The sequence below is a fragment of the Ensifer oleiphilus genome (assembly GCF_013371465.1).
Lineage (GTDB): Bacteria > Pseudomonadota > Alphaproteobacteria > Rhizobiales > Rhizobiaceae > Ensifer > Ensifer oleiphilus.
In genome coordinates this window covers 241,494-263,617 of the sequence record NZ_JABWDU010000002.1, presented here as the reverse complement: position 1 = coordinate 263,617, position 22,124 = coordinate 241,494, and the positions used below count along the sequence as shown (strand labels likewise).

Here is a 22,124-nt window from a genome sequence, read left to right as displayed (position 1 = left end):
GGCGCCTCACGGAACGGCTGGCAGGCCCGCCTTGCGCAGCCCGTCTTTGAAATGCGCGTAATCGGCGGGGTCGACATAGGCGGTAAAGATCTGCCAGTAGCGCGGAAGATCGAGGGGGGCGTTGGCGACCGCCTCGTCGACAAGCTTGCAGGCATCCTCGGTGTGTCCGAGTTGGCCGAGGCAGGCGAGCAGCACGACCAGGTTGAAGTAGGTGCGCCGCAACAGCAGCCCGCGTTCGGCATGGTGCTGCGCCTCCTCGTAGTTGCCGAGATGGTAATGGGCAAGCGCGATCCGGTTGAGGAAAAGGTAGGTCAGCGGATCGTGCGGGCTCAGCCGCAGGGCCTTGTGCAGCGGATCGAGCGCGTCGGCGAAACGGCCGACGAAGATGCGGGCCCAGCCGAGCGCCATATGGGCCAGAGCGAGATTGGGGTTGAGATCGATGGCCTGCTGTGCCTCGGCAACCGCCGCATGTGGCCGGCGGGTGGCGAAATTGGCAAGGCACATCACGTAGTGAGAATAGGAATCCCTGTCTTCGAGCGCGATGGCGCGCTCGGCTGCGACAAGCAGTTCGGCCCTGTCGCGGTCGATATCGTCGCTGAAACCGAAGAAACATCGGGCATAGAGCGAGCGCGCCAGCATCATATGAGCGCGACCGAAGTCCGGATCGAGCGCGATCGCGCGGCGGTGCCAGTCGATCGCCTCGGCGAAATGCGCGGCCGTGTCCTGTGCGTTGTGCAGCAGCGTGCCGCGCATGTGGCACTCGTAGGCATCGAGATTTTCGGTGCCGCGCAGCAGAGCCCGGCGATTTTCGCCGATCAAGATTTCGGGTTCTATGGCGGCGACGACATGCTGGGTGAGTTCGTCCTGGATGGCGAAGATGTCGGCCACCTCTCGATCGAAGCGCTGTGCCCAGAGATGCACGCCAGTCTCGGCCTCGATCAACTGCCCGGTGACGCGAACGCGGCTCCCGGATCGGCGCACGCTGCCCTCGACGATATAGCGCACGCCGAGATCACGGCCGATCTGCTTCACGTCCACCGCGCGCCCCTTGTAGGCAAAGGAGGAGTTGCGGGCGATGACGAAGAACCAGCGGCAGAGCGAGAGCCCGGTGATGATGTCTTCGGTCAGCCCATCGGCAAAGTAGTCTTGGCCGGGATCGTCGGACATGTTGACGAAGGGAAGCACGGCGATCGACGGCTTGTCCGGCAGCCGGAGCGGCATTCCCGGCACATCCGGGCCCGTCGGGTCCTCGCGCCAGTCGACGCTGTGCACGAGCACCGGTCGCAGCATGTTCTTCAACTTCTGCTCGCCGAGCTTGACCATCGGGAAGTCGAGCTTGCCCTCGATCTGGTCATGCAACGTGCCTGAGATACACACGCCGGCAGGGCGAGCCACCTGCTGCAGCCGTGCTGCGACATTGACGCCGTCGCCGAGCAGATTGGCGCCCTCGACCACGACATCACCGAGATTGATACCGATGCGGAACTCCATGCGTTTCTCCGGCGCCAGATCGGCATTGCGGCGTTGCAGGGCGCGCTGGATCGCCACGGCGGCGCGCACGGCCTGGACGGCGCTGTGGAATTCGGCAACGACGCTGTCGCCGGCAGTGCTGAATACTCGCCCGCCATGCTCGGCGACGAGATCGCCGATCGTGGCGCAATAGGTGCCAAGCGTCGCAAGCGTACCTTCCTCGTCGGTCGCGACGAGGCGACTATAGCCAGCGACATCGGCAGCGAGGATGACTGCGAGTTTCCGTTCCAAGGGGGCGAGCCCCTCCTGCGGCGTATGGCTAGAGGAAATTAAGGGTATCGTAAATTAGGTATCTCTAGAAGCGCGAAAACGCGATCATCGTATCTAACCGATGACTGCTGCGCCGATTTTGAGGCCATTTGCGGGCCAAGCGGTCTTTCGCTCGTGGATTGCGCGCTGGGAGCGACAAAGAGTTTGCGTTGTGGGCTTGACCGAACGCTGTTTCCCCCGGCAGCGGAACGTGCAAGGTATCCCGAAACGCCAACGGCGCGTGCGCGATAGCCTGCGCCTGGCCTGAAATTCAGGACGAGGGAAGCATCTTGATCATTGCCTGCCTGCACACGGCCGACAGCAACTGTGCCGTTTTCGAAGCTGCCGCGCGCAAGCTCGGTCTTGCAAGTGGCGTGCTTCATCACACGGTGCGGCCGGACCTGCTCGATGCCGCGGAACGGGCCGGCGGTCTCACTGACGAGATTGCCAGCGAGACAGCCGCAGCGCTGAGCGCACTGGCAACGCACGCCGATGCCGTGCTCCTCACCTGCTCGACGCTCGGGCCCAGTACGGCGATTGTTGGTCAGGCGCCGGTGCCGGTGTTGCGGATCGATGCGGCGCTTGCCGAAAGGGCCGCGGACGCCGACGGTAAGGTCGTGGCGCTCTGCGCCGTCGAGACGACGGTGGCTCCGACAACCGCATTGTTTTCCGAAGCCGCGAAGCTCAAGGGTGTCACCTTCGAGGTGCGCCTCGTCGCCTGCGCCTGGAAATCGTTTAAAGCGGGTGACCGTGACGGCTATCTCGCTGCCATCGCCAAGGCTGCCGACGCTTCCTATGACGATGGCGCTTCGATCGTGGCGCTTGCACAAGCCTCCATGGCGGGTGCGGCGGATCTTGTGCGTCGAGGACCGTGCCCTTTGACGAGCCCGGAGGCGGGGTTGCGTGCGGCGCTGGAACGGATCGCGCAACGGGCGCCGCGGGTTGAATCGTGAACAGGCTATTTGATAGTTGATTCAGTATTTTAGAAGGTATGTCTAAAGTTCAGAATTCAACACTTAGATCGTGGATTGGCGTTGACAGGGCTGGGTCGATGCAGAGAGGATCGTCCGCCCGGAACAGGATTTTGACCCTGAATGCCTACCTTTCAACTCCGCCGCCTTGAGCCGCGAGATATAGACGCCTATCGGGCCGTGCGCCTCGATGGTCTCAAGCGCCATCCCGAGTCGTTCGGTGCGTCCTACGAGGATGAGGCGAAGCAGCCGCTCGAGTGGTTCGCCCATCGGCTGACGGTCGCCGCGATCGTCGGTGGTTTCGATTCGGCCGGCGTGCTTGTGGGTGTCGCGGGCCTGACGATCCCGGGCGCCATCAAGACAAGGCACAAGGGTATCCTCTGGGGCATGTATGTGGTCGAGGCGGCGCGCCGGAGCGGTCTGTCGCAACTGTTGGTGGAGGCGGTGATCGACGAGGCCCGGGGCAAGGTCGAGCAATTGCAGTTGACCGTCGTCTCCTCCAATGCCGCAGCTATCCGGCTCTACTCCAAACTCGGCTTTGTCGGCTACGGGCTGGAGACGCGCGCTCTTTGCGTCGATGGGCAGTATTTCGATGAGATGCTGATGGCACTGCCGCTCCTCTAGGGGCGCGAGCTACACGCTGATGAGGAAGCTCGTGCGCATGGCGCGATCGGCCTCCGGGCGAGGATCGTGTGTGGATGGCGAAGAGAGGGGGATAAGTCGTTGTCTTCATACATAAAACCTATCCGTGCAACCCATGCTGCCTTACCGGATCGGTCTCGCCAAAGACAGGCTCGACGGAGCGAATGCCGTCGATAGGATGCCGCCATGAACGCCCTGATTCGACTGACCCGCCAAGACGACGCACCGGCGCTTCCCGATATCGAGAGATCGTCGGGAGAAGCTTTTCGCAGTGTTTCCGAATTGGCCTGGATTGCCGACGACGATGTGCAGTCCGTTGACTCGCATCTCGATTTCGTTAGTGCCGGTCTCTCCTGGGTCGCCGTCGACGATGGCGATCGTCCGCTTGGCTTTCTCTGCGCCGAGATCATCGACGGTGCCCTGCACATCTGGCAACTCGCGGTGTTGCATGATCGACAGGGCCTTGGGCTCGGGCGTGCCTTGATCGCGGCCGCCGTCGCCCATGCGCGCGCGCGATCGCTTGGCGCGGTGACGCTGACGACGTTCCGCGAACTCGCATGGAACGAGCGTTTCTACCGGAAGCTCGGATTCGTGACGCTTGAAGCCGATGCGCTCGATGCCAGGCTGACGCGGACCCTTGCGAAGGAGGCGACATACGGCTTGCCGGTCGAGCGGCGCTGCGCAATGCGCCTGGCGCTCGACGACGCACAACCCGACGGCGGCAACGAACCGCGCATCGGATGATCTAGAACCTGTTTCCTTCGCCGGCTAACGCCTGACGGCGACGACCTGGCCGCGGCTGAACTGCGAAACCGTGACGCGGCCGGACTGATTGCCACCCATCACCTTCGCCGTCGATTTCGACAGGGCGGAGAGGATGCCGACATGATAGCCGCGACCGGCGCGCACGACGATGATATCGCCGGGGCGGGCATAGGAGAGCTTGACCGGCGCGCCGAAGCGCAGCCATGAGCGGGCTATGCCAAAACTTTGCGGCGGCGTTCGGCCCGACTTTCGGGCAATCAGGCCCATAAAGTGGCCGCACCAGGGGGTGCGCGCCGGGTTGATGCCGAGTGCGGTGCGCAGCCGCCTGTTGTTCTTGACCTCGTGCAGGCCATTATATTGCTGGGCCTGGGCCAACATGCCCGCCGTGGCCACATCCGGTGTCAAGAGCGCGACATAGGCAGCCGCGAGAAACGCCAGGACCTTCATGGTCAGGTCTCCTTGCCAAGTTGTTTGGTGCGTGCATTCCGGATGTGCCTGGCAATCGCCGAACACTGCCCCCGGTTTTCATCTGCATCGATCACTGTTTCGGGGATATCGGCGGCAAGCGCCTGCGCGTCGCACTTGAACGCAGCATCAGCGCGCCGGCGAACCGCGCTGAAAACGCGGTGCCAACTTCACGGCGATTGCCGTCGGAGTGTGGTATTCCCCTGCCTGTCCCGTCGGACGGTGCGCGGACTTTTGCCCGCCGTCTGGTGCAAAATTGTGGCAAAGGGCAAAAATGGAGAATTTTCGTGCGTAATCTAACTCTTTTGGGTTAGATATCGTCAACTTTTACGACCGATACGCGTTGTTTTTGTGTCTGCGCCGTGTTCGTCAGTTGGTCTGGCCCGCCATTGACCGGCACTTCCTGCCTTAATTGGGGAGGTATCCTCAGAGGCGGCCTACCGCGTTGAAGCCGGAAATGCGATGCAAGAGGGCGGAATTGATACCATCCGTCTGCGCGGGGCGGCGCTAGACGGAATGCGGTGAGAGGTGGCAATCGTGTTGTGGTCACCTTCGCATGCCGACGTCGCACGAAACCGGATCCATGAAAAAGCTCCGGCAAATTGGCGGGTTGATGCGGCGTGCGCTGCTGCAAGCATGATGTTGGAGCTTGTCAGAAGGAGGCTAGAAAGACCATTCTGCCGGACCGATTCGCGCCTTCGAGGGTCCTCATGTCGTTCGCCATCAACCCGGCTTATCTCTGGCCGATCCTGCTGCTGCTGATTTCCAACGTCTTCATGACGTTTGCCTGGTACGGGCACCTGAAATACACCTCATCGCCGCTTTACATGGCGATTGCCGCAAGCTGGGGCATTGCCTTCTTCGAATATTGCCTGGCCGTGCCTGCCAACCGTATCGGCCACGAGGTCTATTCGGCGGCCCAGCTGAAGACGATGCAGGAGGTGATCACCCTTTTGGTGTTCGCGGCATTCTCCGTGTTCTGGCTAAAGGAATCGATCGGCTGGAACCATCTCGTCGGCTTCTCCCTGATCGCCATCGGTGCCTCCTTCATCTTCAAGGGCTGAGGCCACCACCGCGGGACTTTCCTTATCCCCGGCCGAACAATCGATCCAGGATCTGCCCTTCCAGCCGCGCTGTATCCGGGCTGCCATGGCGGCGGGGGCGGGCGAGCGGGATGGGCAGGTCGAGCGCAATGCGGCCTTCATCGATGACGACTACACGGTCGGCGAGCGCCACGGCCTCGGCAACATCGTGCGTCACGAGCACCGCGGTAAAGTTCTGTTGCTGCCAGATGCGCTCCAGCAGCTGCTGCATCTCGATGCGCGTCAGGGCGTCGAGTGCGCCAAGCGGTTCGTCGAGCGCGAGAACGAACGGGTGGGCGACGAGTGCCCGGGCCAGCGCCACCCGTTGCTTCTGACCGCCCGACAGCACCGACGGCCACTCCTCGGCGCGATCGGCAAGCCCGACCTCATCAAGGATCTTCAACGACAGATCGCGGGCGACTTCGCCCTTGGCGATGCCCGTCAGCCCGACCTCGACATTCCGGCCGATCCTTTCCCAGGGAAGCAGACGCGGCTCCTGAAACATGATGCGGCTTCGGCGATCGGGCGTGCTGCCGGCGGGGATGGTAAAGGTGCCGCTGGTTGGTTTGTCGAGCCCGGCCAGAATGCGCAACAGCGTGCTCTTGCCGCAGCCGCTCTTTCCGATGACGGCAACGAACTGCCCTTCGGGCACGTCGAGGTCGATGCCGTCGAGCACGGTCTTGTCGCCGAAGCGTTTGCCTATGCCGCTCAGCGAAAAGGCGAGCGGCACGGCGGGCGACGCCTGTGGCAAGGGGGCGGCGCGCTCGGTCCCGGGCGCGTCGATGCGGTTGCGCTCTTGCTCGCGGTTTGGGTGAAGGGCGATGACGGACATCGGATCGTACCTCTCTTCGTCTTTCCGGGCCAGTGCCGGATCAGGCCGGCTGGAACGCCGGGTGCCATTGCAGCGTCAGTCGCTCGAGCAGCCTTGCGAAGCTGTCGGCGAGCTTGCCGAGCAGCGCGTAGATCAGGATCGACAGGATGACGACATCGATCAGCAGGAATTCGCGTGCCTGCATCGCCATGTAGCCGAGGCCGGAGGAGGCCGCGATCGTTTCGGCGACGATCAGTGTGAGCCACATGATGCCGAGCGCGTAGCGAAGGCCGACGAAGATGGCCGGCAGGGCGCCGGGCAGGATGACGCGGAAGAAGAGCTGGCGCTTCGACATGCCGTAGATCCGCCCCATCTCCAGGAGTTGCGGGTCGACACCCTGGATACCGAGCAGCGTATTGACGTAGATCGGGAAGAAGACACCGAGCGCCACGAGGAACAGCTTGGCTTCTTCGTCGATACCGAACCACAGGATGACCAGCGGGATCAGCGCCAGATGCGGGATGTTACGCACCATCTGCAACGTCGTGTCGGTCAGGTCCCGGCTCAATCGTGACAGGCCGTTGGCAAGCCCGAAGGCAAAGCCGATCGAGCCGCCGATGGCAAAGCCGGTGAGCGCGCGCAATGTGCTGATGCCGATGTTTTCGACAAGCTCTCCGGAGGCGAACAGTCGGAGGAAGGCGGCAAGCACAGCCGAGGGCGGCGCCATCACGCCGTCCGAAATCAGGCCGGTTCTGGAGGCCGCTTCCCAGGCGAGGATCAGGGCGGCGGGCAGAAGCCAGCCCGCAAGGTTTCGCGCAATGGTGCTCGTTGCGGTCATCACCATGACTGGGTCCTCGTTTGGTCAGAGCCTTCTGTCTTCGCGGCGCCGGCGCCGAAACGTTCGTCTCGACGCCGGCCGGTTCTCGCCTTGGGAGGAGAGAGGGATCAGTTGCCGGGTGCTGCCCAGACCGCGTCGGAAATGGTGATCTGCTTGGGGATCAGCCCAAGCTTGAAGAAGCGATCTGCGGTCTGCTGCTGGCCGGCGACGATATCATCGGTGATCGGGCCGATCGAAAAGACGCTGCGGTTGGCTGCGATCGTCTGGGCCTCAAGCGGTACGCCGGTCACCTCATGAAGCGCAGCGGCAACCTTGTCGCGGTTGGCGTCGGCCCAGACCGAAGCCTCCTTCAAAGCTGCGATCGTGGTGGTGATCGTCTCGGCATGGTTGGCTGCGAAATCGCGATTGGCGAGGAAATAGGTGTTGACCTTCAAGGTGTCAGCCGAGGTCGTCAGCACGCGTGGCTTGTAGCGCGTCTCGGCGATGGCGAAGAACGGATCCCATACGGCCCAGGCATCGATCTTGTCGCTGGCGAATGCGGCGGCCGCATCGGCCGGGCTCAGATAGACAGGGGTGACGTCGCCAAAGCCGATGCCGGCTTTTTCCAACGCCGCGACCACCAGATTGTGGGCACTGGTGCCCTTGCCGACGCCGATCTTCTTGCCCTTGAGGTCGGCAAGCGACTGGATCGGCGAGCCCGGCTTGACGAAAATCGCCTCGCCCTTGCCGTTTGAAGGGAGGGCCGCGGCATAGACGATCGCCGAGCCGGCCGCCTGGCCGAAGATCGGCGGCGCATCGCCCGTCCAGCCGGCATCGATGGAACCGACATTCAACGCCTCCACCAGCGGCGGCCCGGCGGTGAACTCCACCCAGGACACCGCAATGCCCTTTGGCTCCAGCGCCTTCTCGATCACCTTTTGCTGCTGGGCGACGACCGGCAGCCCGGTCTTCTGGAAGCCGATGCGAAATTCCTTCAGGTCCTCGGCCATGACGCCGAAGGAGGCGAGTACTGCGGCGGTGAAGAGGCCGGTGCCGAAAAGCCGTCTGGTCAGTTTGAACATCTGTCCCGCTCCTGTTTGCTGGAGGGCCATGGCCGCCGTCCTTGTGAACTGGAAGCAGTGTAAAAGAAGATTATAAAATTTATGGAGTTTGTTTGTTTTGTTGTCGGGCCGCTTTGCGGAACGCTTTTGCGGCAGGGCCCGGCAGTGCAGGAATAATCGTCATGTCGTCGGTGCGGGACGTCATGCGCGGGCCGACGGCTTCGGGGCGCTGACGGCAGATCCGTGACCTCCTGTTTTCTGGCCGGTTCTCACGTTCTTCTGGCCCCTTCTCATCCGCGCGGTGACATTGCTGACGCTTTTTGACGAGGCGGGTATGGACGGCTGCATCGCTCGCCTGATTCTCGCCGAATTGGCGAATTCCCCCGTCGATCAGGTTCATCTTCCGCGTCCGGTCGATACACGCCTTCGCACCATGACGGATGGCATGCTTGCCACTCCGGCCGACCGGCGCACGCTCGCCGAATAGGCTGGTCATATCGGCATGAGCGAGCGCAATCTACGGCAGACCGCCGGGCCGGTTACTGGCCGAGCGCAAGCCGCAAGCCGCGGGTTTGACCGGGCGCTGAGCAAAGCGAGCGGGGCGGCATTCCTCCGCCTCGCTCTCAATCCAGCAGATCGAAGGCCCGGTACATCCAGATCAGCTGGTAAGTGACCGCGCCGATTAGGAAGGCCGCGTGGAAACGCCGGTTCGGCGTCCAGGCGGCGATCAGGCACAGCGCGATGTAGGTCACGTTGCGCACCGGATACTCGAGCCCATAGGACGCGAAATAGGCTTTGCCCTTGAGTGCGGTGTCGACGAGATCGACGACAAAGGCGAGTGCCAGAAAGGCGAAGAACCACTTTCGCCGCGACATGAAATAATGCTCGTAGTCGCTGTAATCCTCGAGCGTTGTCGGAAACAGGAGCACGCAGAGAAAAAAGAAGACGCAGCAATAGAGGATGACGAAGAGGTAGACGGTGACGTCGAGCACGGGCAGGGCGTGGAGGTGGAATTCCCACCACCAGAAATGCACGAGGAAGACGAACATGAACAGGACCCAGCCGAGGTGGATCCAGTAGACCCGGGTTTTTCCCGGGTGCTGCACGAAAAGCGCAAGCCCGCTCAGGAGCCGCGCAAGACTGAGGCTGACGATCATGCCCATGACGACGCGGATATGCGAGAAAATCGCCGGATCGGGCTGGGTCGGGTCCACGCTCGCTCCTCCTATTCCGCCGGCACGACCTTTGGTTTGCCGTTCTCGTCGAGCGCCACCATGACGAAGATTGCGTCGGTGACCTTCTCCATCAGGTGCGAGAGATAACGCTGCGCCCAGGCCTCGACCTTGAGCGTCATCGAGGTGCGCCCGACCTTCACGACATCGGTGTAGATGCAGAGCGTATCGCCGATCTTGACCGGCAGCGCGAAGGCCATTTCCTTGACTGCGGCCGTCACCACGCGGCCGCGGGCCCGCTCGGCTGCACGGATGCCGCAGGAAAGGTCCATCTGCGCCATCACCCAGCCGCCGAAGATGTCGCCGGCGGCATTGGCGTCAGCTGGCATGGCCAGTGTGCGCAAGGTCAGTTCGCCGGTCGGTCTGGTGTCTGCGGTCATGGCTGTGTCTCCCTCATGTCCCAGAAGATGTAGCGCATGGCAGCTTCGTCAGGGAAGTGCACCGGCCGACAAATCGCGTCTGTTTGACGATCACGAATTTCATTCGTTGCGAAGGTGTTAATTGAGAATTGTCAAATTTAGGGATCGTTTGTTAGGGGCTTTGCAAACAGACATCCTTACCCTGCACGTTTCTACTGGAGGCAGGGGACTGGGGATGAAGAGATTCAGGATTTCGGTGCGGCTCTATGCGCTCGTCGCATTCGCACTGTTGACCATGGCTGCGGCGCTGACATTCGGCCTGTTTCAGGCGCAGGACAAGCTCGTCGGCGAACGCAAGGCGATGCTGTCGGCCATGAACGAGAATGCCGTTGCGGTGTTCGAGGCCTATCACAAACAGGAAACGGCCGGCACGCTGTCGCGTGAGGACGCGCAGAAGCGTTCGCTCGAAGCGGTCAAGGCGATGCGCTACCAGGGCAGCGGCTATTTCTGGATCAACGACATGCATCCGACGATGATCATGCATCCGATCAAGCCGGAAATGGATGGCAGCGACCTTTCCGCCAACAAGGATCCGAACGGCAAGCACCTCTTCGTAGAATTCGTCAAGACCGTGGAAAAGAGCGGGCAGGGCTTCGTCGACTATTACTGGCCGAAGCCGGGCGCCGACGAGCCGGTGCTGAAATACAGCCATGTCGCCGGCTTCAAACCCTGGGGCTGGGTGGTCGGCACCGGCGTCTATTCCGACGATCTCACGGCCATGTTCCGCGAGCGCGCCTGGCAGGTGGCCGGCATTCTTCTTGCCGCAGCACTGGCGATCCTGATGGCGGCGCTGGCGATCGTGCGCAGCGTGGTCAGGCCGGTCGAAAAACTGAAGGCGTCGATGCGGTCGATTGCCGACGAGGACCTGTCTTCCGACGTGCCGGAAACCGACCGTGGCGACGAGATCGGGCAGATGGCCAAGGTTCTCGTTGTCCTGCGCGACTCCGTCCGCGAGCGGCTGGAGCTGCGTTCGCGCGAATCCGAGCAACAGGACAGGCTGGAGTCCGAGCGGCGCGGCAACGAGCAGCGCCAGCGGGCGACCGCCGATGCGCAGGCCGATGCGATGGAAACGGTGGGGGCAGCGCTCGAACTGCTCGCAAACGGCGACCTGACGGCCGAAATCGGCCATATCGCCCCGGAATACGGCAAGCTCAGACAGGACTTCAACACGGCGGTTGCGGCCCTTCGCGATGTCATCGGTTCGATCTCGCATTCCACCGAGATCGTCACCGCCAGCGCCGGCGACATTTCCGAAGCCGCCAACAACCTCTCGCGCCGCACAGAGCAACAGGCGGCCGCACTCGAAGAGACGGCAGCGGCACTCGACGAGATCACCTCGACCGTGCGCCATTCCTCCGACCGGGCCAACGAAGCGCGCAACATGGTCGATGAGACCAAGGCGAGTGCGGCAAAGTCCGGCGGCATCGTGCGCAACGCCATCGACGCCATGGGCCGGATCGAGACCTCGTCGAGCCGGATCAGCCAGATCATCGGCGTGATCGACGAGATCGCCTTCCAGACCAATCTTCTGGCGCTGAACGCCGGCGTCGAGGCAGCTCGGGCAGGTGAAGCCGGCCGTGGCTTTGCGGTGGTGGCGCAGGAAGTGCGCGAACTTGCACAACGTTCTGCCGGTGCCGCCAAGGAGATCAAGGAACTGATCGGCACATCGGTCCGCGAAGTCGGCGCCGGCGTCGACCTCGTGCGCTCGACCGGCGATGCGTTGACCGAGATCGAAGCGCTGGTCAACCGCGTCAACGAACAGGTTGCCTCGATTGCAACGGCGGCCCGCGAACAGGCGACGGGCCTTGCCGAGGTCAATACCGCCGTCAACAGCATGGACCAGATGACCCAGCAGAACGCGGCCATGGTGGAGGAGACGACGGCCGCAAGCCAGACGCTTGCAGCCGAGAGCCGCGAGTTGAAGATGCTTCTGACCAAGTTCCGCCTGCAGGAAACGACGCGGCATACCGCCTACGGCCGCGCCGCCTGACATGGCATCCCACGATTGATGAGGGCCTGCGTGCGAAAGCGCGCAAGCCTTTTGCCATCTCCGGCGTTCGCCGAGGCGCGCCATGGGATCGGGAGTGCGGATGCGGCGCTGAAGGCTTGCGCTGCGTGCGCACGTTGATCTCTCGACGTCCTGTTCAACCGCCTGTGCGTCAGGGACGAAGCGGGCTTGACCAATCCGTGTGCGGGGTTAGATACGGCTGGACGGGGGCGGAATGATACGGCATGGCGCCGGGTCGGTGGCTACCGGTGCTCTCCAGGGGATATTCATGGCGCTTCTCAGACTTCTTTTCACGCGGCCGGGGGCGGCTATTCTTTTGGCATTCGGATTTCTGTCGGCCTGTACCGTCGTGGTCGATGAACCGCGGCCTGGCCCGGGGCCGATCCGCCCGCCGATGTGCACGATGGAGTATGCACCTGTCTGCGGTGAGCGCGGCAATCGCATGCGCACCTTCTCGAATTCCTGCCAGGCGCGGGCCGACGGCTTCAATGTGATCCATCGCGGAGAGTGCCGCCCGGATTACCGTCCGCCCGAGCGGGAGCCGCAGGCTTGCACGCGGGAATATGCGCCTGTGTGCGGCCAGCGCGGCCGCCAGCAGCAGACCTTCTCGAACGCCTGCATGGCGCGTGCCGACGGCTTCCGTGTGGTTGCGCCCGGCGAGTGCCGCCGCGACGACGACCGTCCGCCGCAGGGCCAGTTCTGCACCCGCGAATACGCGCCGGTCTGCGGCCAGCGCGGCAACCGGATCCAGACCTTCCCGAACTCCTGCGAGGCTGGCGGCGCCGGTTTCCGGGTCGTGCACCCCGGTGAGTGCCGCTAAGCACGGGTAAATCGCAAGAACTGCAAAGGCCCGCGCAGAGAATTCTGCGCGGGCCTTTTGTATCGTGCCGTCGGAGCGCTGCCGGCGTCGGACCTGCCGGATGTTGGATGCCGTTCGCAAGGCTTCATTTACCGTGTTTGAATAAAATGCAGCGGAAATCGGCCTTTTTCGGCGGCGTGCCCGGCTTGCGACACAGGTGGCCTGCACCGTTTTGACGTCGATTAGTGCGGCGATGTCGTTGATATCGTTCAGGATGAAGGCGGCAAATCGGTATGGCGTATGTTCCCTCTCTCCATCGTCCGTTGACGGCGTTCGTGCTGTCGATCTCGCTCGTCGCCTGCACGACCGATGTGCTGACGCCGTCGGCGCGCATCGATAGCGGCGATCGCGTCGGTGCGATCAGACCGGTTCCGGTCGATGCCGTGCCGGAGCAGGAGGTTGCGGCCTATCCTTCAGGAGAACCGGTTTCGACGTTCAGCAACGGCAACGGCAGACATCAACCGGCCCGTCGTGCCTTGCCGATGATCGATAGCGAAGAGGCGGCGCTTACCGGTGCCCAGCCGGTCAATACCGGCTCGACCGCCATTCCTTCCGAAGGCGTCAACATGGATGCGATGCTCGGCGTTCAGCCCGTCGTCGGGCTGGCGGAGGAGCAGAACAACGAGATTGCCGAGGGCAACGCCAGCCAGCCTGTTGTGGGGGGCATCGGCGAGGATAATGTGCGTCAGCTCGGCAGCCCGCCACAGACGCTGAACGAGGCGCAGGCGAGCCTTGGCGGCGACCCGGATCTGCCGCCTTTGACGGCGGAGCAAATTTCCGCCGAAGAAGCTCAGCGTCGTCTCGCCTTCGAGCGTCAGCGTGCAATGCAGCGCGCCCAGGAACCGCAGGAGGTGGCGATGCTGCCGCGGGCACGCAATCCGCTGTCGGAGCCGGAATCGCAGTTCACCGGCCAGATGCCGCGCTCGGAAATTGCCTGCCGCCAACGCTTGCGCAAGCTCGGGGTCGAGTTCCGCGACATCCCACGCATCAGCAACGGTCCGTCTTGCGGCATCGACTATCCGATCCAACTCAGCGGTCTCTCCGGAGGCATCGACGTAAAGCCTGCAGTCAAGCTTAACTGCGAAGTGACCGAAGCCTTCGCGAAGTGGGTGAAATACGAACTGGCGCCGTCGTCACGCTATCGCTACTGGTCCGGCGTCAAGACGATCAAGCCGCTCGGCGGTTATTCCTGCCGCACGATGAATTCGCGCCGGGGCAACCCGATGTCCGAGCACGCGCATGGTAACGCCATCGACGTCGGCAAGTTCGTCTTGAAGAACGGTAAGGAAATCGACGTGCGCAAGAAAGGCTTCTTCGCCTTTCGCGAAAAGGGACTGTTGAAGGCCGTGCGCACCGACAGCTGCAAATACTTCAACACGGTGCTCGGGCCTGGCAGCGATCCGTTTCACAAGGATCATTTCCACTTCGACCTGAGGACGCGCAAGACCGGTTACCGTCACTGCGATTGAGGGGCGTGCAGCATTGTGGTCGTGAGCCGGCAAAAAAAGAGGCCGGCGGGGGAGCCGGCCGACGTCCGGAGAAGAAGCTCCGGAACTAAGGCGATGCGTGCAAATCACGAGGCGGCTGGCCGCGTGCCACGCCAAACTGATTGAAAAGCATCACCGTTTCGTGACAGAACCGGCGTGACGGCGGCAATATTGGCTTTCTTCGCCGGATTTCCACTGTCACGATCGGAGCATCCGTGCCGCCAGTTTCTGAACTGATGATGTTTGCGCTGGCGCTGGCCGCCGCCGGCGTGGTCGCTGGGCTGCTTGCCGGTCTTTTCGGCATTGGCGGCGGGGCGATCCTTGTTCCTGTTTTCTACCAGGTGTTTGGATTGCTCGGTATCGACGATGCCGTTCGCATGCATCTTTCGGTCGGAACGTCTCTGGCCATTATCGTGCCGACCTCCGTGCGATCCTTCCTGTCGCACTACAAGCGGGGCGTAGTCGACATGGCGCTGTTGCGAAACTGGACCGTCGCCGTACCGCTCGGCGCCATCCTGGCATCGGTCATCGCATCGTCCGTCAGCAGCGGAACGCTTCGGCTGATCTTTGCGGTGATCGCACTTGCCGTCGCATTTCGCATGCTGTTCAACCGCGCAAGCTGGCGGCTTGGCTCCGATCTACCGCGCAATCCGGTAAAATGGCTGGTCGGCGTCGCGATCGGTATCCTCTCAGGGCTCATGGGCATCGGCGGCGGTGTGCTCAACAACACCTTCATGACGCTCTATGGCCGCCCGATCCATCAGGCGGTCGCGACCTCGGCCGGCGTCGGGGTGCTGATCTCGATCCCCGGACTTTTCGGCTACGTCTGGGCCGGGTGGGGCTTGCCGGGGCTACCGCCGCTTTCAACCGGATTCATCAACTGGATCGCGGTCGCATTGATCATCCCGATCACATTGCTGGTCGCGCCGCTTGGCGTGCGTGCCGCTCACGCCATGAACCGGCGTCAGCTCGAGACTGGATTTGGTGTCTTCATGATTTTGATTGCGGCGCGGTTTCTCTACAGCCTTTACGGGTAGGTTGTTTTTGCACCAAGAATTTTAGCCTGCCATCATGGTTGCGTTTCTTCATCGATCCAACTCAGGAGTGCGTATTTTGAGTGGCGCACCGTTGTAGCGAACTGTTTTTGCTATATGATTTTTTGCGATCGCGTCGAAGTACGCCGGCGCGCGGTAGTAACGCGTTTGTGTTTCGTCTGACATGTGAATAAGTAATACGATAATATATTAATTCGTATAACAATCATGGATTGAGTCTCGGTTTGTTCCGGGCGCTTCTTTTGGGTCTCCACTCACTCCTAGGCACGACAGGAGGAAAGCATGGGTACTGTTATGCGATTTCCAGGGGTGCGTGCCGACATGACGGCACACGCCACCGAAGTTTCGCTGATCCTGCGCACGCTTGCCAACCGCAACAGGCTGCTGATCGTCACCACGCTTCTCGAAGGAGAACATTCTGTGGCGGCACTGGAGGAGTTGCTGGGGATCCGCCAGCCGACGCTGTCGCAGCAATTGACCGTCTTGCGCGATGCCGGCGTCGTTTCGACGCGGCGGCAGGCCAAGCAGGTTTTCTATCGCCTCAGCCATGACAAGGTCGGGCGGCTCGTGGGCACGCTCTGTCAGATCTTCTGTCGCGAAGGCGCGAAAAAATGAAAAAAAATGAATGAGTAGTGGAGTGCGCATGCGGGAGACCTACTGATCGGGTTCTCGGCGGCGATCCTGATGGTGGCCAATGCTCGCGTGTCCAGCATCAGCGGGATGATGATGCCTTTCATCTGCCACAGAACTGCGTGATCGACCGCCGCCTCATCGTCGGTTCGGAGATCTTCGGCGTCGGTTGGAGCCAGGTTGGCCTTTGCCCCGATCCGGCCCTTGCGTCGCTTTCGCTCCGGATGTGGGCGACGATGCTTTTCGTCGTCGCCATGCTTGCCGGCGTGGCGCTGCATGACCGGCTACAGCGCATCGGCGGGCGTCGGCAAGGCGAGGGCGATCGTAGCCTCCGGGTCGATGGTGGCGAGGTTGCCGGAACGTTGACGGTTCGTCACCTTGTTTTTTCCATCCGGCAGGCTGCAAATTGCGGTGAATCGCCCCATATAGGCGGGACCTGCCGACTTCGCCCCCCGCATCCGGATCAGCTTCATGGCGCCTATCGTTTCCGTTTCCAATCTGTCGAAAACCTATGCCTCGGGTTTCAAGGCGCTGAAGGGCGTCACCCTCGATATCGAACAGGGCGAGATCCTGGCGCTGCTTGGTCCAAACGGGGCGGGCAAGACCACGCTGATCTCGATCATCTGCGGCATCGTCAATCCGAGTGGTGGCACCGTGCTGGTCAACGGCCATGACGTCGTGCGCGATTTTCGCGAGACCCGGGCGATGATCGGCCTGGTTCCGCAGGAACTGACGACGGACGCATTCGAAACGGTCTGGAACACCGTCACGTTTTCGCGCGGGCTGCATGGCAAGAAGCCCAATCCCGCGCATATCGAGAAGGTGCTGAAGGATCTGTCCCTCTGGGACAAGAAGGACAACATGCTGCGCGAGCTTTCCGGCGGCATGAAGCGGCGCGTGCTGATCGCCAAGGCGCTGTCGCATGAACCGCGCGTGCTGTTCCTCGACGAGCCGACGGCCGGCGTCGATGTCAGCCTGCGCAAGAGCATGTGGGAAGTCGTCGAGCGGCTGCGTGCCTCGGGCGTGACGATCATCCTGACGACGCACTATATCGAAGAGGCGGAAGAGATTGCCGACCGCATCGGCGTCATCAATGGCGGCGAAATTCTTCTGGTGGAGGACAAGACGGCGCTGATGTCGAAGCTCGGGCGCAAGCAGTTGCGGGTGGACCTGTCGCATCCGCTGGACGCCGTGCCGGAAACGCTCTCGGCCTACAATCTGACGCTCGAGGGCGATGGCCATTGTCTGATCTACGACTATGACACCAGCGCCGAGCGCACCGGCATAACCTCGCTGCTGGCAGCCCTTGCCGAAGCGGGCGTGCGCCTCAAGGACATTTCCACGCGACAGAGCTCGCTGGAGGACATTTTCGTCGAGATCGTGGGGACCGGACGATGAACATCGAAGCGATCAAGTCGATCTACTTCTTCGAGATGGCGCGCACGCGGCGCACGCTGCTGCAGAGCGTCGTGTCGCCGGTGATTTCCACCTCGCTCTATTTCATCGTCTTCGGCGCGGCGATCGGCGCGCGCATCCAGGAGATCAACGGCGTCTCCTATGGCGCCTTCATCACGCCCGGCCTGATCATGCTGACGCTTTTGACGCAGTGCATCGGCAACGGCTCCTTCGGCATCTACTTCCCGAAATTCACCGGCACGATCTACGAGGTTCTGTCCTCGCCGGTTTCGATGATCGAGATCGTGCTGGGTTACGTCGGAGCGGCGGCGACCAAGGGGTTGATGATCGGAACGATCATCCTGTTGACGGCTTCGCTGTTCGTCGATCTTTCGATCGCCCATCCGCTGGCGATGATCTTCTTCTTCGTGCTGACAGCCGTGTCGTTCAGCCTGTTCGGTTTCATTATCGGTATCTGGGCCAAGGACTTCGAGCAGCTGAACCTGATTCCGATGCTGGTGATCCCGCCGCTCGTTTTCCTCGGTGGCAGCTTCTACTCGATCGACATGCTGCCGCCGTTCTGGCAGGCGGTCAGCCACTTCAACCCGGTGCTCTATCTTATCAGTGGTTTCCGTTGGAGCTTCTTCGAAGTGTCGGATGTCAATCCGGTTGTCAGTGCTGTCATTATCCTGGCTTTCCTGAGCATCTGCCTGTCGGTGCTCGCCTGGATCTTCCGCACCGGTTACCGGCTGCGGAACTGACGGTGGCGCCAAGCGACATCAGGCGGGCGGGCTGCCTGTGCCATACACGATAGCGGCGCCGACAAGCAGGATGGCGATCAGCGCTTGAACCAACGTCCACACGACACGCAAGACCGCGCCTGTTGTCGACAGCCCGAGGTCGGCCTTGAACCAGCGCGTTTCCACGATCACATACCAGGCGAAGGCGGCAAGTACGCAGGCAAGGCCAGTGACGCGTGCCGTTTGGTTATCCGTTCGCGTCAGCAGCATGCCGACGCTGAGCGCAAGCGCGAACGGCGAGGTGACGTAGCACTGGCTGAAAAAGGGCGCCCTCAGCGTGTCGCGGGTGAGCCGGGCTCCCTTATGGCGGAGCAGCTTGACCGCCATCAGCAAGGGCAGAATGCTGAAGGCGACGGCGCGAAACATTAGAAGATTGGAATCGTTTGCGAGCAGCGGCGGCGGCGCCCAGGGTGTCGTCTGATTGACCAATCCGAGCTCGACGCCGTGGGCGAGCATGAGCGTAATCAGCAGAAAGAGCGGCGGGCTCAGCGTCTCGGTGTACTGTTCGGAGACGTCGTCGGTCAGCTCAAGATCGGCATAGCGCATCATCGCTTGCGGCTGGTGCAGCGTACGCCACATCGTCAGCGGATAGAACAGCAGCCATGACACGAGTTCGTAGAGAAGCTCTTCGATCGACTTCAGCAATCGCATGAAATCCATGCGGCGACTCCTTGGGCAACGGTCTGCGGACATCCGCACGGCGATATCGCCAACATGCACGAAGATGCGTCTGCCGGAAATTCCGGTCAGTCGCGCAGTCGAAGTTCGTCGGTGCGCATCTGCAGCAAGTCGAGCGTCGACAGGAAGCTCATACCCAGCAGGCTCTGGTCGAGCTTGCCTTCAGCGGCGACGGTCGCGCGGACATCGTTACGCATGATCGGGCCGATGGCGACCTCAGACAGCAGCACGGGCGCGGCCATCGCCTGACCATTGGCGGTCATCACCGTCATCGTGTAGCTCAGGTTCGCCGGGTCGAGGCCGATGCGCTCGGCATCCTCGTAGGTCAGCGCGATGCTACTGGCGCCAGTATCGACCAGCATGCTGATTTCCTTGCCGTTGACCGCAGCGTTGGTCTCGAAGTGACCATTGATCATTTTCTGCAGCACCACCTCCTGGCGGCCCTCGTTGTCGGTGATGACGGTCGCGCGGCCGGGTATCAGGCCGGAAAGCACCCGGTTGCCGAAGCCCTGCAGCTCGAAGCGGTAGACGTAGGCCGAGACGAGAGCGAGGACGATCAGCAGCCAGATGGCCGCCTGCCGGGCACCTTCGCCGAAGCGGCGGCGGCTTTGCCAGATGCCGGCGCTGAGCAGCGTCGCGATGGCGCCAAGCGAGACGAGCTGACCGAAATCGTCATTTGCCAGCCCGAAGGTGCGGCCGGTGTCGTGGTTGACGATCAGCAGCAGGAGGCCGATCGCAAGAATCGAGAGCAGGATCAGAAGGCGTGTCATGCGTCGCCGCGTTCCCTCGCCATGCGCGTGCGGCGCGTTTCGCGACGCGGTTTCCGCTCCATCGTTTCGAGCCTTGCAGGGAGCGCCAGCATGATCGCCCGGCGCTCGGCGTCAGTGTAGAGCGACCAGGCGCCGACCTCGTTGCGGGTGCGACCGCAGCCGAAACAGTAGCCGGTCTTGTCATCGATGGAACAGACGAGAATGCAGGGAGTTTCCATGGTCCTGAACTGAAGGTCCCGGGTTGCGGCGGCGTAGGCCGGCGTTGTTTCGACTGATTATATCGGCTTTTCAAACGGTCAGTGCAAGGGCGCTGAGAACCGCGATCTCGGTCAGTTGCTGGGTGGCGCCGATCGTATCGCCGGTGTGGCCGCCGATCTTGCGGGTGGCGAGGCGGCCAAAGGCTGTAACGGTTGCGATGACAGCGACAAGCGACAGGATGAGTGCCGGTGCCGGAGCCTTGGCAAAATAGAAGAGCAGCATGGCGATGAGGACACCCGAGCCAAGTGCGAAGGAGGTGGCTGCCGGATCCGGTTCACCGGCCGAAGCTGCGACACCGTCGCGACGTGCCGGTGGCAGGCGCGACCAGTGCCAGACCATGGCCGAACGACTGAGGGCGGCGACGCCAAGGATCGTCAGCCCGGCACCTGTCGGCGTGAACAACGGCAGGAAGGAGGCGAGCGCAGACACGCGCAGGCCGAAGGAGAGGATCAACGCCACGGCGCCATAGGAGCCGATGCGGCTATCCTTCATGATCACCAGTGCTGCCTCCCGGTCGCGCCCTCCGCCGAAGCCATCGGCGGTATCGCTGAGCCCGTCCTCGTGCAGGCAGCCGGTGACGAGCGCCTGCACGGCGACGACGAGGAAGGCGGTGAAGAGCGAGCTGACGTGGAGCGCGATCAGCAACGAGGCAACGGCGGCGGCGGGCAGGGCAATCAGCAGGCCCGCCAGCGGAAAGGCGCTAACGGCCCGATTGAGCCGGCCGTCGTAATTAACGAAATGGCGTTGCGGCATATGGATGCGGCTGAGGAATGCGACCGAGCGCGCCAGATCGTCACAAAAGTCGCGAAGATAGGTCATGGCCCCTCCAGTCCCGGTCGCGCCGAATCGACGTCCGTTCGGCGGATCATGCGCCGGCGACGCGGATTGGCGCAAATGTCGTTGCCCGAAATTTCCTCGCCCTTTATGAGGGGCGTGGATTGAGCTTCACGATATGCAAGGATTCTTCTCCATGAGCGCCAGCGGCCTGCCGTTTGATGATTTCCGCGAATTGCTGCGCAACCTGCCGGGCCCGAATTCGGCAGCCCTGGTTGCCGCGCGCGATCGCGATGCGCAGCTGACGAAGCCGCCGGGCGCGCTCGGGCGGCTCGAAGAGATCGCCTTCTGGCTTGCCGCCTGGACCGGCAAGCCGCCGGCAGTCAACCGGCCGCTGGTTGCCATCTTCGCCGGCAATCATGGCGTCACCCGCCAGGGCGTCACCCCCTTCCCGTCGTCTGTCACGGCACAGATGGTAGAGAACTTTGCCGCCGGTGGTGCCGCGATCAACCAGATCTGCGTCAGCCATGATCTCGGCCTGAAGGTGTTCGACCTCGCGCTCGACTATCCGACCGGCGATATCACCGAGGAGGCGGCTCTTTCCGAGCGTGACTGTGCGGCCACCATGGCCTTCGGCATGGAGGCCGTCGCCGGCGGCACCGATCTCCTGTGCATCGGCGAAATGGGCATCGGCAACACGACGATTGCGGCGGCGATCAATCTCGGGCTTTACGGTGGCACGGCCGAAGACTGGGTCGGGCCGGGCACGGGCTCGCAAGGCGAGGTGCTGAAGCGCAAGATCGCTGCCGTCGAAAAGGCCGTCTCGCTGCATCGCAATCATCTCTCCGACCCGCTGGAGTTGATGCGCCGTCTCGGCGGTCGCGAGATCGCCGCCATGGCCGGCGCCATTCTTGCGGCCCGCATGCAGCAGGTGCCCGTCATCCTCGACGGTTACGTGGCGACAGCCGCCGGCGCGATCCTCAAGGCCGCTAACCCTTCGGCGCTTGACCATTGCCTGATCGGCCATGTCTCGGGCGAACCCGGTCACATGAAGGCAATCGAGAAACTTGGCAAGACGCCATTGTTGGCGCTCGGCATGCGGCTCGGCGAAGGTACGGGTGCTGCCCTTGCGGCCGGCATCGTCAAGGCGGCAGCGGCCTGCCACGGCGGCATGGCGACGTTTGCGCAAGCGGGCGTCAGCAACAAGAACTGACCAGGGAATGGCGGGTCTTTGACCAAAGGCCCGCCGTTTGCTGTCGATTGGCTGTCGCCCGCCTCTCAACTGCCCTTGCTGGCCGCATTCTTCTCGCCTATCCAGAGGCGCATATGCACGCCGCAACCGCCTGCCGGCGCCCACTGCAACCGA

The 22,124-nt window shown here is 62.6% G+C and carries 25 protein-coding genes and 1 pseudogene; 13 read left to right on the top strand and 13 right to left on the bottom strand.

Annotation, left to right across the window (positions count from 1 at the left end; genetic code table 11):
• Positions 1-6: 6 nt before the first annotated feature.
• Positions 7-1,761, bottom strand: coding sequence for an adenylate/guanylate cyclase domain-containing protein (locus HT585_RS07980; protein WP_176352415.1), 1,755 nt, complete (start codon positions 1,759-1,761; stop codon positions 7-9).
• A 308-nt stretch (positions 1,762-2,069) separates the two neighbouring features.
• Here HT585_RS07980 and HT585_RS07975 point away from each other — a divergent pair, with 308 nt between their 5' ends.
• From HT585_RS07975 to HT585_RS07965, 3 genes are all read left to right on the top strand, one after another.
• Positions 2,070-2,732 carry an aspartate/glutamate racemase family protein gene (locus tag HT585_RS07975; protein ID WP_176352414.1) on the top strand — a complete coding sequence of 221 codons (663 nt, stop codon included), beginning with the start codon at positions 2,070-2,072 and terminating at the stop codon, positions 2,730-2,732.
• Between the two features lie 141 nt (positions 2,733-2,873).
• On the top strand, positions 2,874-3,374 hold the full coding sequence (locus HT585_RS07970; RefSeq protein WP_176352413.1) for a GNAT family N-acetyltransferase: 501 nt from the start codon (positions 2,874-2,876) through the stop codon (positions 3,372-3,374).
• A gap of 204 nt (positions 3,375-3,578) precedes the next feature.
• Positions 3,579-4,136 carry a GNAT family N-acetyltransferase gene (locus HT585_RS07965; RefSeq protein ID WP_176352412.1) on the top strand — a complete coding sequence of 186 codons (558 nt, stop codon included), beginning with the start codon at positions 3,579-3,581 and terminating at the stop codon, positions 4,134-4,136.
• Between the two features lie 24 nt (positions 4,137-4,160).
• On the opposite strand, the gene HT585_RS07960 is transcribed toward HT585_RS07965, so the two are convergent.
• The gene (locus tag HT585_RS07960; RefSeq protein WP_176352411.1) at positions 4,161-4,604 is read right to left on the bottom strand and encodes a TIGR02594 family protein; all 444 of its coding nucleotides are present in this window, start codon (positions 4,602-4,604) and stop codon (positions 4,161-4,163) included.
• 728 nt (positions 4,605-5,332) lie between these two features.
• Between HT585_RS07960 and HT585_RS07955 the strand changes: the two genes are divergently transcribed.
• Positions 5,333-5,686 carry a DMT family protein gene (locus tag HT585_RS07955; RefSeq protein WP_077503757.1) on the top strand — a complete coding sequence of 118 codons (354 nt, stop codon included), beginning with the start codon at positions 5,333-5,335 and terminating at the stop codon, positions 5,684-5,686.
• A 22-nt stretch (positions 5,687-5,708) separates the two neighbouring features.
• Here HT585_RS07955 and HT585_RS07950 read toward each other — a convergent pair whose 3' ends face one another.
• The 6 genes from HT585_RS07950 to HT585_RS07925 all read right to left on the bottom strand — a co-directional run bounded on the left by HT585_RS07950 (position 5,709) and on the right by HT585_RS07925 (position 10,005).
• On the bottom strand, positions 5,709-6,536 hold the full coding sequence (locus HT585_RS07950) for an ATP-binding cassette domain-containing protein (RefSeq protein WP_176352410.1): 828 nt from the start codon (positions 6,534-6,536) through the stop codon (positions 5,709-5,711).
• Positions 6,537-6,576: 40 nt separating this feature from the next.
• Positions 6,577-7,353 carry an ABC transporter permease subunit gene (locus HT585_RS07945; protein ID WP_176353230.1) on the bottom strand — a complete coding sequence of 259 codons (777 nt, stop codon included), beginning with the start codon at positions 7,351-7,353 and terminating at the stop codon, positions 6,577-6,579.
• Between the two features lie 107 nt (positions 7,354-7,460).
• Complete coding sequence (locus HT585_RS07940) at positions 7,461-8,414, bottom strand: aliphatic sulfonate ABC transporter substrate-binding protein (RefSeq protein WP_176352409.1); 954 nt, start codon at positions 8,412-8,414, stop codon at positions 7,461-7,463.
• Between the two features lie 79 nt (positions 8,415-8,493).
• Complete coding sequence (locus HT585_RS07935; RefSeq protein WP_176352408.1) at positions 8,494-8,793, bottom strand: hypothetical protein; 300 nt, start codon at positions 8,791-8,793, stop codon at positions 8,494-8,496.
• 223 nt (positions 8,794-9,016) lie between these two features.
• Positions 9,017-9,550 carry a hypothetical protein gene (locus HT585_RS07930; RefSeq protein ID WP_210270386.1) on the bottom strand — a complete coding sequence of 178 codons (534 nt, stop codon included), beginning with the start codon at positions 9,548-9,550 and terminating at the stop codon, positions 9,017-9,019.
• Positions 9,551-9,618: 68 nt separating this feature from the next.
• A complete protein-coding gene (locus HT585_RS07925) occupies positions 9,619-10,005 on the bottom strand; it encodes an acyl-CoA thioesterase (protein ID WP_077503744.1) in 387 nt (128 codons plus the stop codon).
• 214 nt (positions 10,006-10,219) lie between these two features.
• On the opposite strand from HT585_RS07925, the gene HT585_RS07920 reads away from it, so the two are divergent.
• From HT585_RS07920 to HT585_RS32170, 6 genes and pseudogenes are all read left to right on the top strand, one after another.
• Positions 10,220-12,034, top strand: coding sequence for a methyl-accepting chemotaxis protein (locus HT585_RS07920; protein ID WP_176352406.1), 1,815 nt, complete (start codon positions 10,220-10,222; stop codon positions 12,032-12,034).
• Positions 12,035-12,320: 286 nt separating this feature from the next.
• On the top strand, positions 12,321-12,872 hold the full coding sequence (locus HT585_RS07915; protein WP_176352405.1) for a Kazal-type serine protease inhibitor family protein: 552 nt from the start codon (positions 12,321-12,323) through the stop codon (positions 12,870-12,872).
• Between the two features lie 272 nt (positions 12,873-13,144).
• Positions 13,145-14,380: an extensin-like domain-containing protein gene (locus HT585_RS07910; protein ID WP_176352404.1), complete on the top strand. Its 1,236-nt coding sequence runs from the start codon at positions 13,145-13,147 to the stop codon at positions 14,378-14,380.
• A gap of 233 nt (positions 14,381-14,613) precedes the next feature.
• Entirely contained in the window at positions 14,614-15,435 is an 822-nt protein-coding gene (locus HT585_RS07905) for a TSUP family transporter (RefSeq protein WP_176352403.1), read from the top strand.
• A gap of 300 nt (positions 15,436-15,735) precedes the next feature.
• Complete coding sequence (locus tag HT585_RS07900) at positions 15,736-16,068, top strand: ArsR/SmtB family transcription factor (protein ID WP_077503740.1); 333 nt, start codon at positions 15,736-15,738, stop codon at positions 16,066-16,068.
• A gap of 17 nt (positions 16,069-16,085) precedes the next feature.
• Positions 16,086-16,331 (top strand): annotated as a pseudogene (locus tag HT585_RS32170) (DUF6691 family protein); the annotation flags it as partial.
• A 36-nt stretch (positions 16,332-16,367) separates the two neighbouring features.
• On the opposite strand, the gene HT585_RS07890 reads toward HT585_RS32170, so the two are convergent.
• Positions 16,368-16,556 (bottom strand): hypothetical protein, encoded by a 189-nt coding sequence (locus HT585_RS07890; protein ID WP_176352401.1) that lies wholly within the window; start codon positions 16,554-16,556, stop codon positions 16,368-16,370.
• Here HT585_RS07890 and HT585_RS07885 point away from each other — a divergent pair.
• Positions 16,555-17,481, top strand: coding sequence for an ABC transporter ATP-binding protein (locus HT585_RS07885; protein ID WP_176352400.1), 927 nt, complete (start codon positions 16,555-16,557; stop codon positions 17,479-17,481). The two genes, HT585_RS07890 and HT585_RS07885, sit on opposite strands and share 2 nt — an antisense overlap.
• Positions 17,478-18,239, top strand: a complete 762-nt coding sequence (locus HT585_RS07880) for an ABC transporter permease (protein WP_176352399.1) — start codon at positions 17,478-17,480, stop codon at positions 18,237-18,239. The genes HT585_RS07885 and HT585_RS07880 overlap by 4 nt, the downstream gene beginning before the upstream one ends.
• A gap of 18 nt (positions 18,240-18,257) precedes the next feature.
• On the opposite strand, the gene HT585_RS07875 is transcribed toward HT585_RS07880, so the two are convergent.
• The 4 genes from HT585_RS07875 to HT585_RS07860 all read right to left on the bottom strand — a co-directional run bounded on the left by HT585_RS07875 (position 18,258) and on the right by HT585_RS07860 (position 20,803).
• Complete coding sequence (locus tag HT585_RS07875) at positions 18,258-18,938, bottom strand: permease (RefSeq protein WP_176352398.1); 681 nt, start codon at positions 18,936-18,938, stop codon at positions 18,258-18,260.
• Between the two features lie 86 nt (positions 18,939-19,024).
• Entirely contained in the window at positions 19,025-19,726 is a 702-nt protein-coding gene (locus tag HT585_RS07870) for a TIGR02281 family clan AA aspartic protease (protein WP_176352397.1), read from the bottom strand.
• Complete coding sequence (locus HT585_RS07865) at positions 19,723-19,944, bottom strand: DUF1289 domain-containing protein (protein WP_176352396.1); 222 nt, start codon at positions 19,942-19,944, stop codon at positions 19,723-19,725. The genes HT585_RS07870 and HT585_RS07865 overlap by 4 nt, the downstream gene beginning before the upstream one ends.
• Positions 19,945-20,014: 70 nt before the next feature.
• Positions 20,015-20,803, bottom strand: coding sequence for an adenosylcobinamide-GDP ribazoletransferase (locus HT585_RS07860; RefSeq protein WP_176352395.1), 789 nt, complete (start codon positions 20,801-20,803; stop codon positions 20,015-20,017).
• 151 nt (positions 20,804-20,954) lie between these two features.
• Between HT585_RS07860 and cobT the strand changes: the two genes are divergently transcribed.
• On the top strand, positions 20,955-21,971 hold the full coding sequence (gene cobT / locus HT585_RS07855) for a nicotinate-nucleotide--dimethylbenzimidazole phosphoribosyltransferase (protein WP_176352394.1): 1,017 nt from the start codon (positions 20,955-20,957) through the stop codon (positions 21,969-21,971).
• The last annotated feature ends 153 nt before the right edge of the window (positions 21,972-22,124 follow it).

Coding starts and splice junctions, on each gene's coding strand:
- HT585_RS07970 (WP_176352413.1), top strand. CDS start 2,874: ATGCCTACCTTTCAACTCCGCCGCCTTGAGCCGCGAGATATAGACGCC.
- HT585_RS07965 (WP_176352412.1), top strand. CDS start 3,579: ATGAACGCCCTGATTCGACTGACCCGCCAAGACGACGCACCGGCGCTT.
- HT585_RS07960 (WP_176352411.1), bottom strand. CDS start 4,604: ATGAAGGTCCTGGCGTTTCTCGCGGCTGCCTATGTCGCGCTCTTGACA.
- HT585_RS07955 (WP_077503757.1), top strand. CDS start 5,333: ATGTCGTTCGCCATCAACCCGGCTTATCTCTGGCCGATCCTGCTGCTG.
- HT585_RS07950 (WP_176352410.1), bottom strand. CDS start 6,536: ATGTCCGTCATCGCCCTTCACCCAAACCGCGAGCAAGAGCGCAACCGC.
- HT585_RS07945 (WP_176353230.1), bottom strand. CDS start 7,353: ATGACCGCAACGAGCACCATTGCGCGAAACCTTGCGGGCTGGCTTCTG.
- HT585_RS07940 (WP_176352409.1), bottom strand. CDS start 8,414: ATGTTCAAACTGACCAGACGGCTTTTCGGCACCGGCCTCTTCACCGCC.
- HT585_RS07935 (WP_176352408.1), bottom strand. CDS start 8,793: ATGAACCTGATCGACGGGGGAATTCGCCAATTCGGCGAGAATCAGGCG.
- HT585_RS07930 (WP_210270386.1), bottom strand. CDS start 9,550: ATGATCGTCAGCCTCAGTCTTGCGCGGCTCCTGAGCGGGCTTGCGCTT.
- HT585_RS07925 (WP_077503744.1), bottom strand. CDS start 10,005: ATGACCGCAGACACCAGACCGACCGGCGAACTGACCTTGCGCACACTG.
- HT585_RS07920 (WP_176352406.1), top strand. CDS start 10,220: ATGAAGAGATTCAGGATTTCGGTGCGGCTCTATGCGCTCGTCGCATTC.
- HT585_RS07915 (WP_176352405.1), top strand. CDS start 12,321: ATGGCGCTTCTCAGACTTCTTTTCACGCGGCCGGGGGCGGCTATTCTT.
- HT585_RS07910 (WP_176352404.1), top strand. CDS start 13,145: ATGGCGTATGTTCCCTCTCTCCATCGTCCGTTGACGGCGTTCGTGCTG.
- HT585_RS07900 (WP_077503740.1), top strand. CDS start 15,736: ATGGGTACTGTTATGCGATTTCCAGGGGTGCGTGCCGACATGACGGCA.
- HT585_RS07885 (WP_176352400.1), top strand. CDS start 16,555: ATGGCGCCTATCGTTTCCGTTTCCAATCTGTCGAAAACCTATGCCTCG.
- HT585_RS07890 (WP_176352401.1), bottom strand. CDS start 16,556: ATGAAGCTGATCCGGATGCGGGGGGCGAAGTCGGCAGGTCCCGCCTAT.
- HT585_RS07880 (WP_176352399.1), top strand. CDS start 17,478: ATGAACATCGAAGCGATCAAGTCGATCTACTTCTTCGAGATGGCGCGC.
- HT585_RS07875 (WP_176352398.1), bottom strand. CDS start 18,938: ATGGATTTCATGCGATTGCTGAAGTCGATCGAAGAGCTTCTCTACGAA.
- HT585_RS07870 (WP_176352397.1), bottom strand. CDS start 19,726: ATGACACGCCTTCTGATCCTGCTCTCGATTCTTGCGATCGGCCTCCTG.
- HT585_RS07865 (WP_176352396.1), bottom strand. CDS start 19,944: ATGGAAACTCCCTGCATTCTCGTCTGTTCCATCGATGACAAGACCGGC.
- HT585_RS07860 (WP_176352395.1), bottom strand. CDS start 20,803: ATGACCTATCTTCGCGACTTTTGTGACGATCTGGCGCGCTCGGTCGCA.
- cobT (WP_176352394.1), top strand. CDS start 20,955: ATGAGCGCCAGCGGCCTGCCGTTTGATGATTTCCGCGAATTGCTGCGC.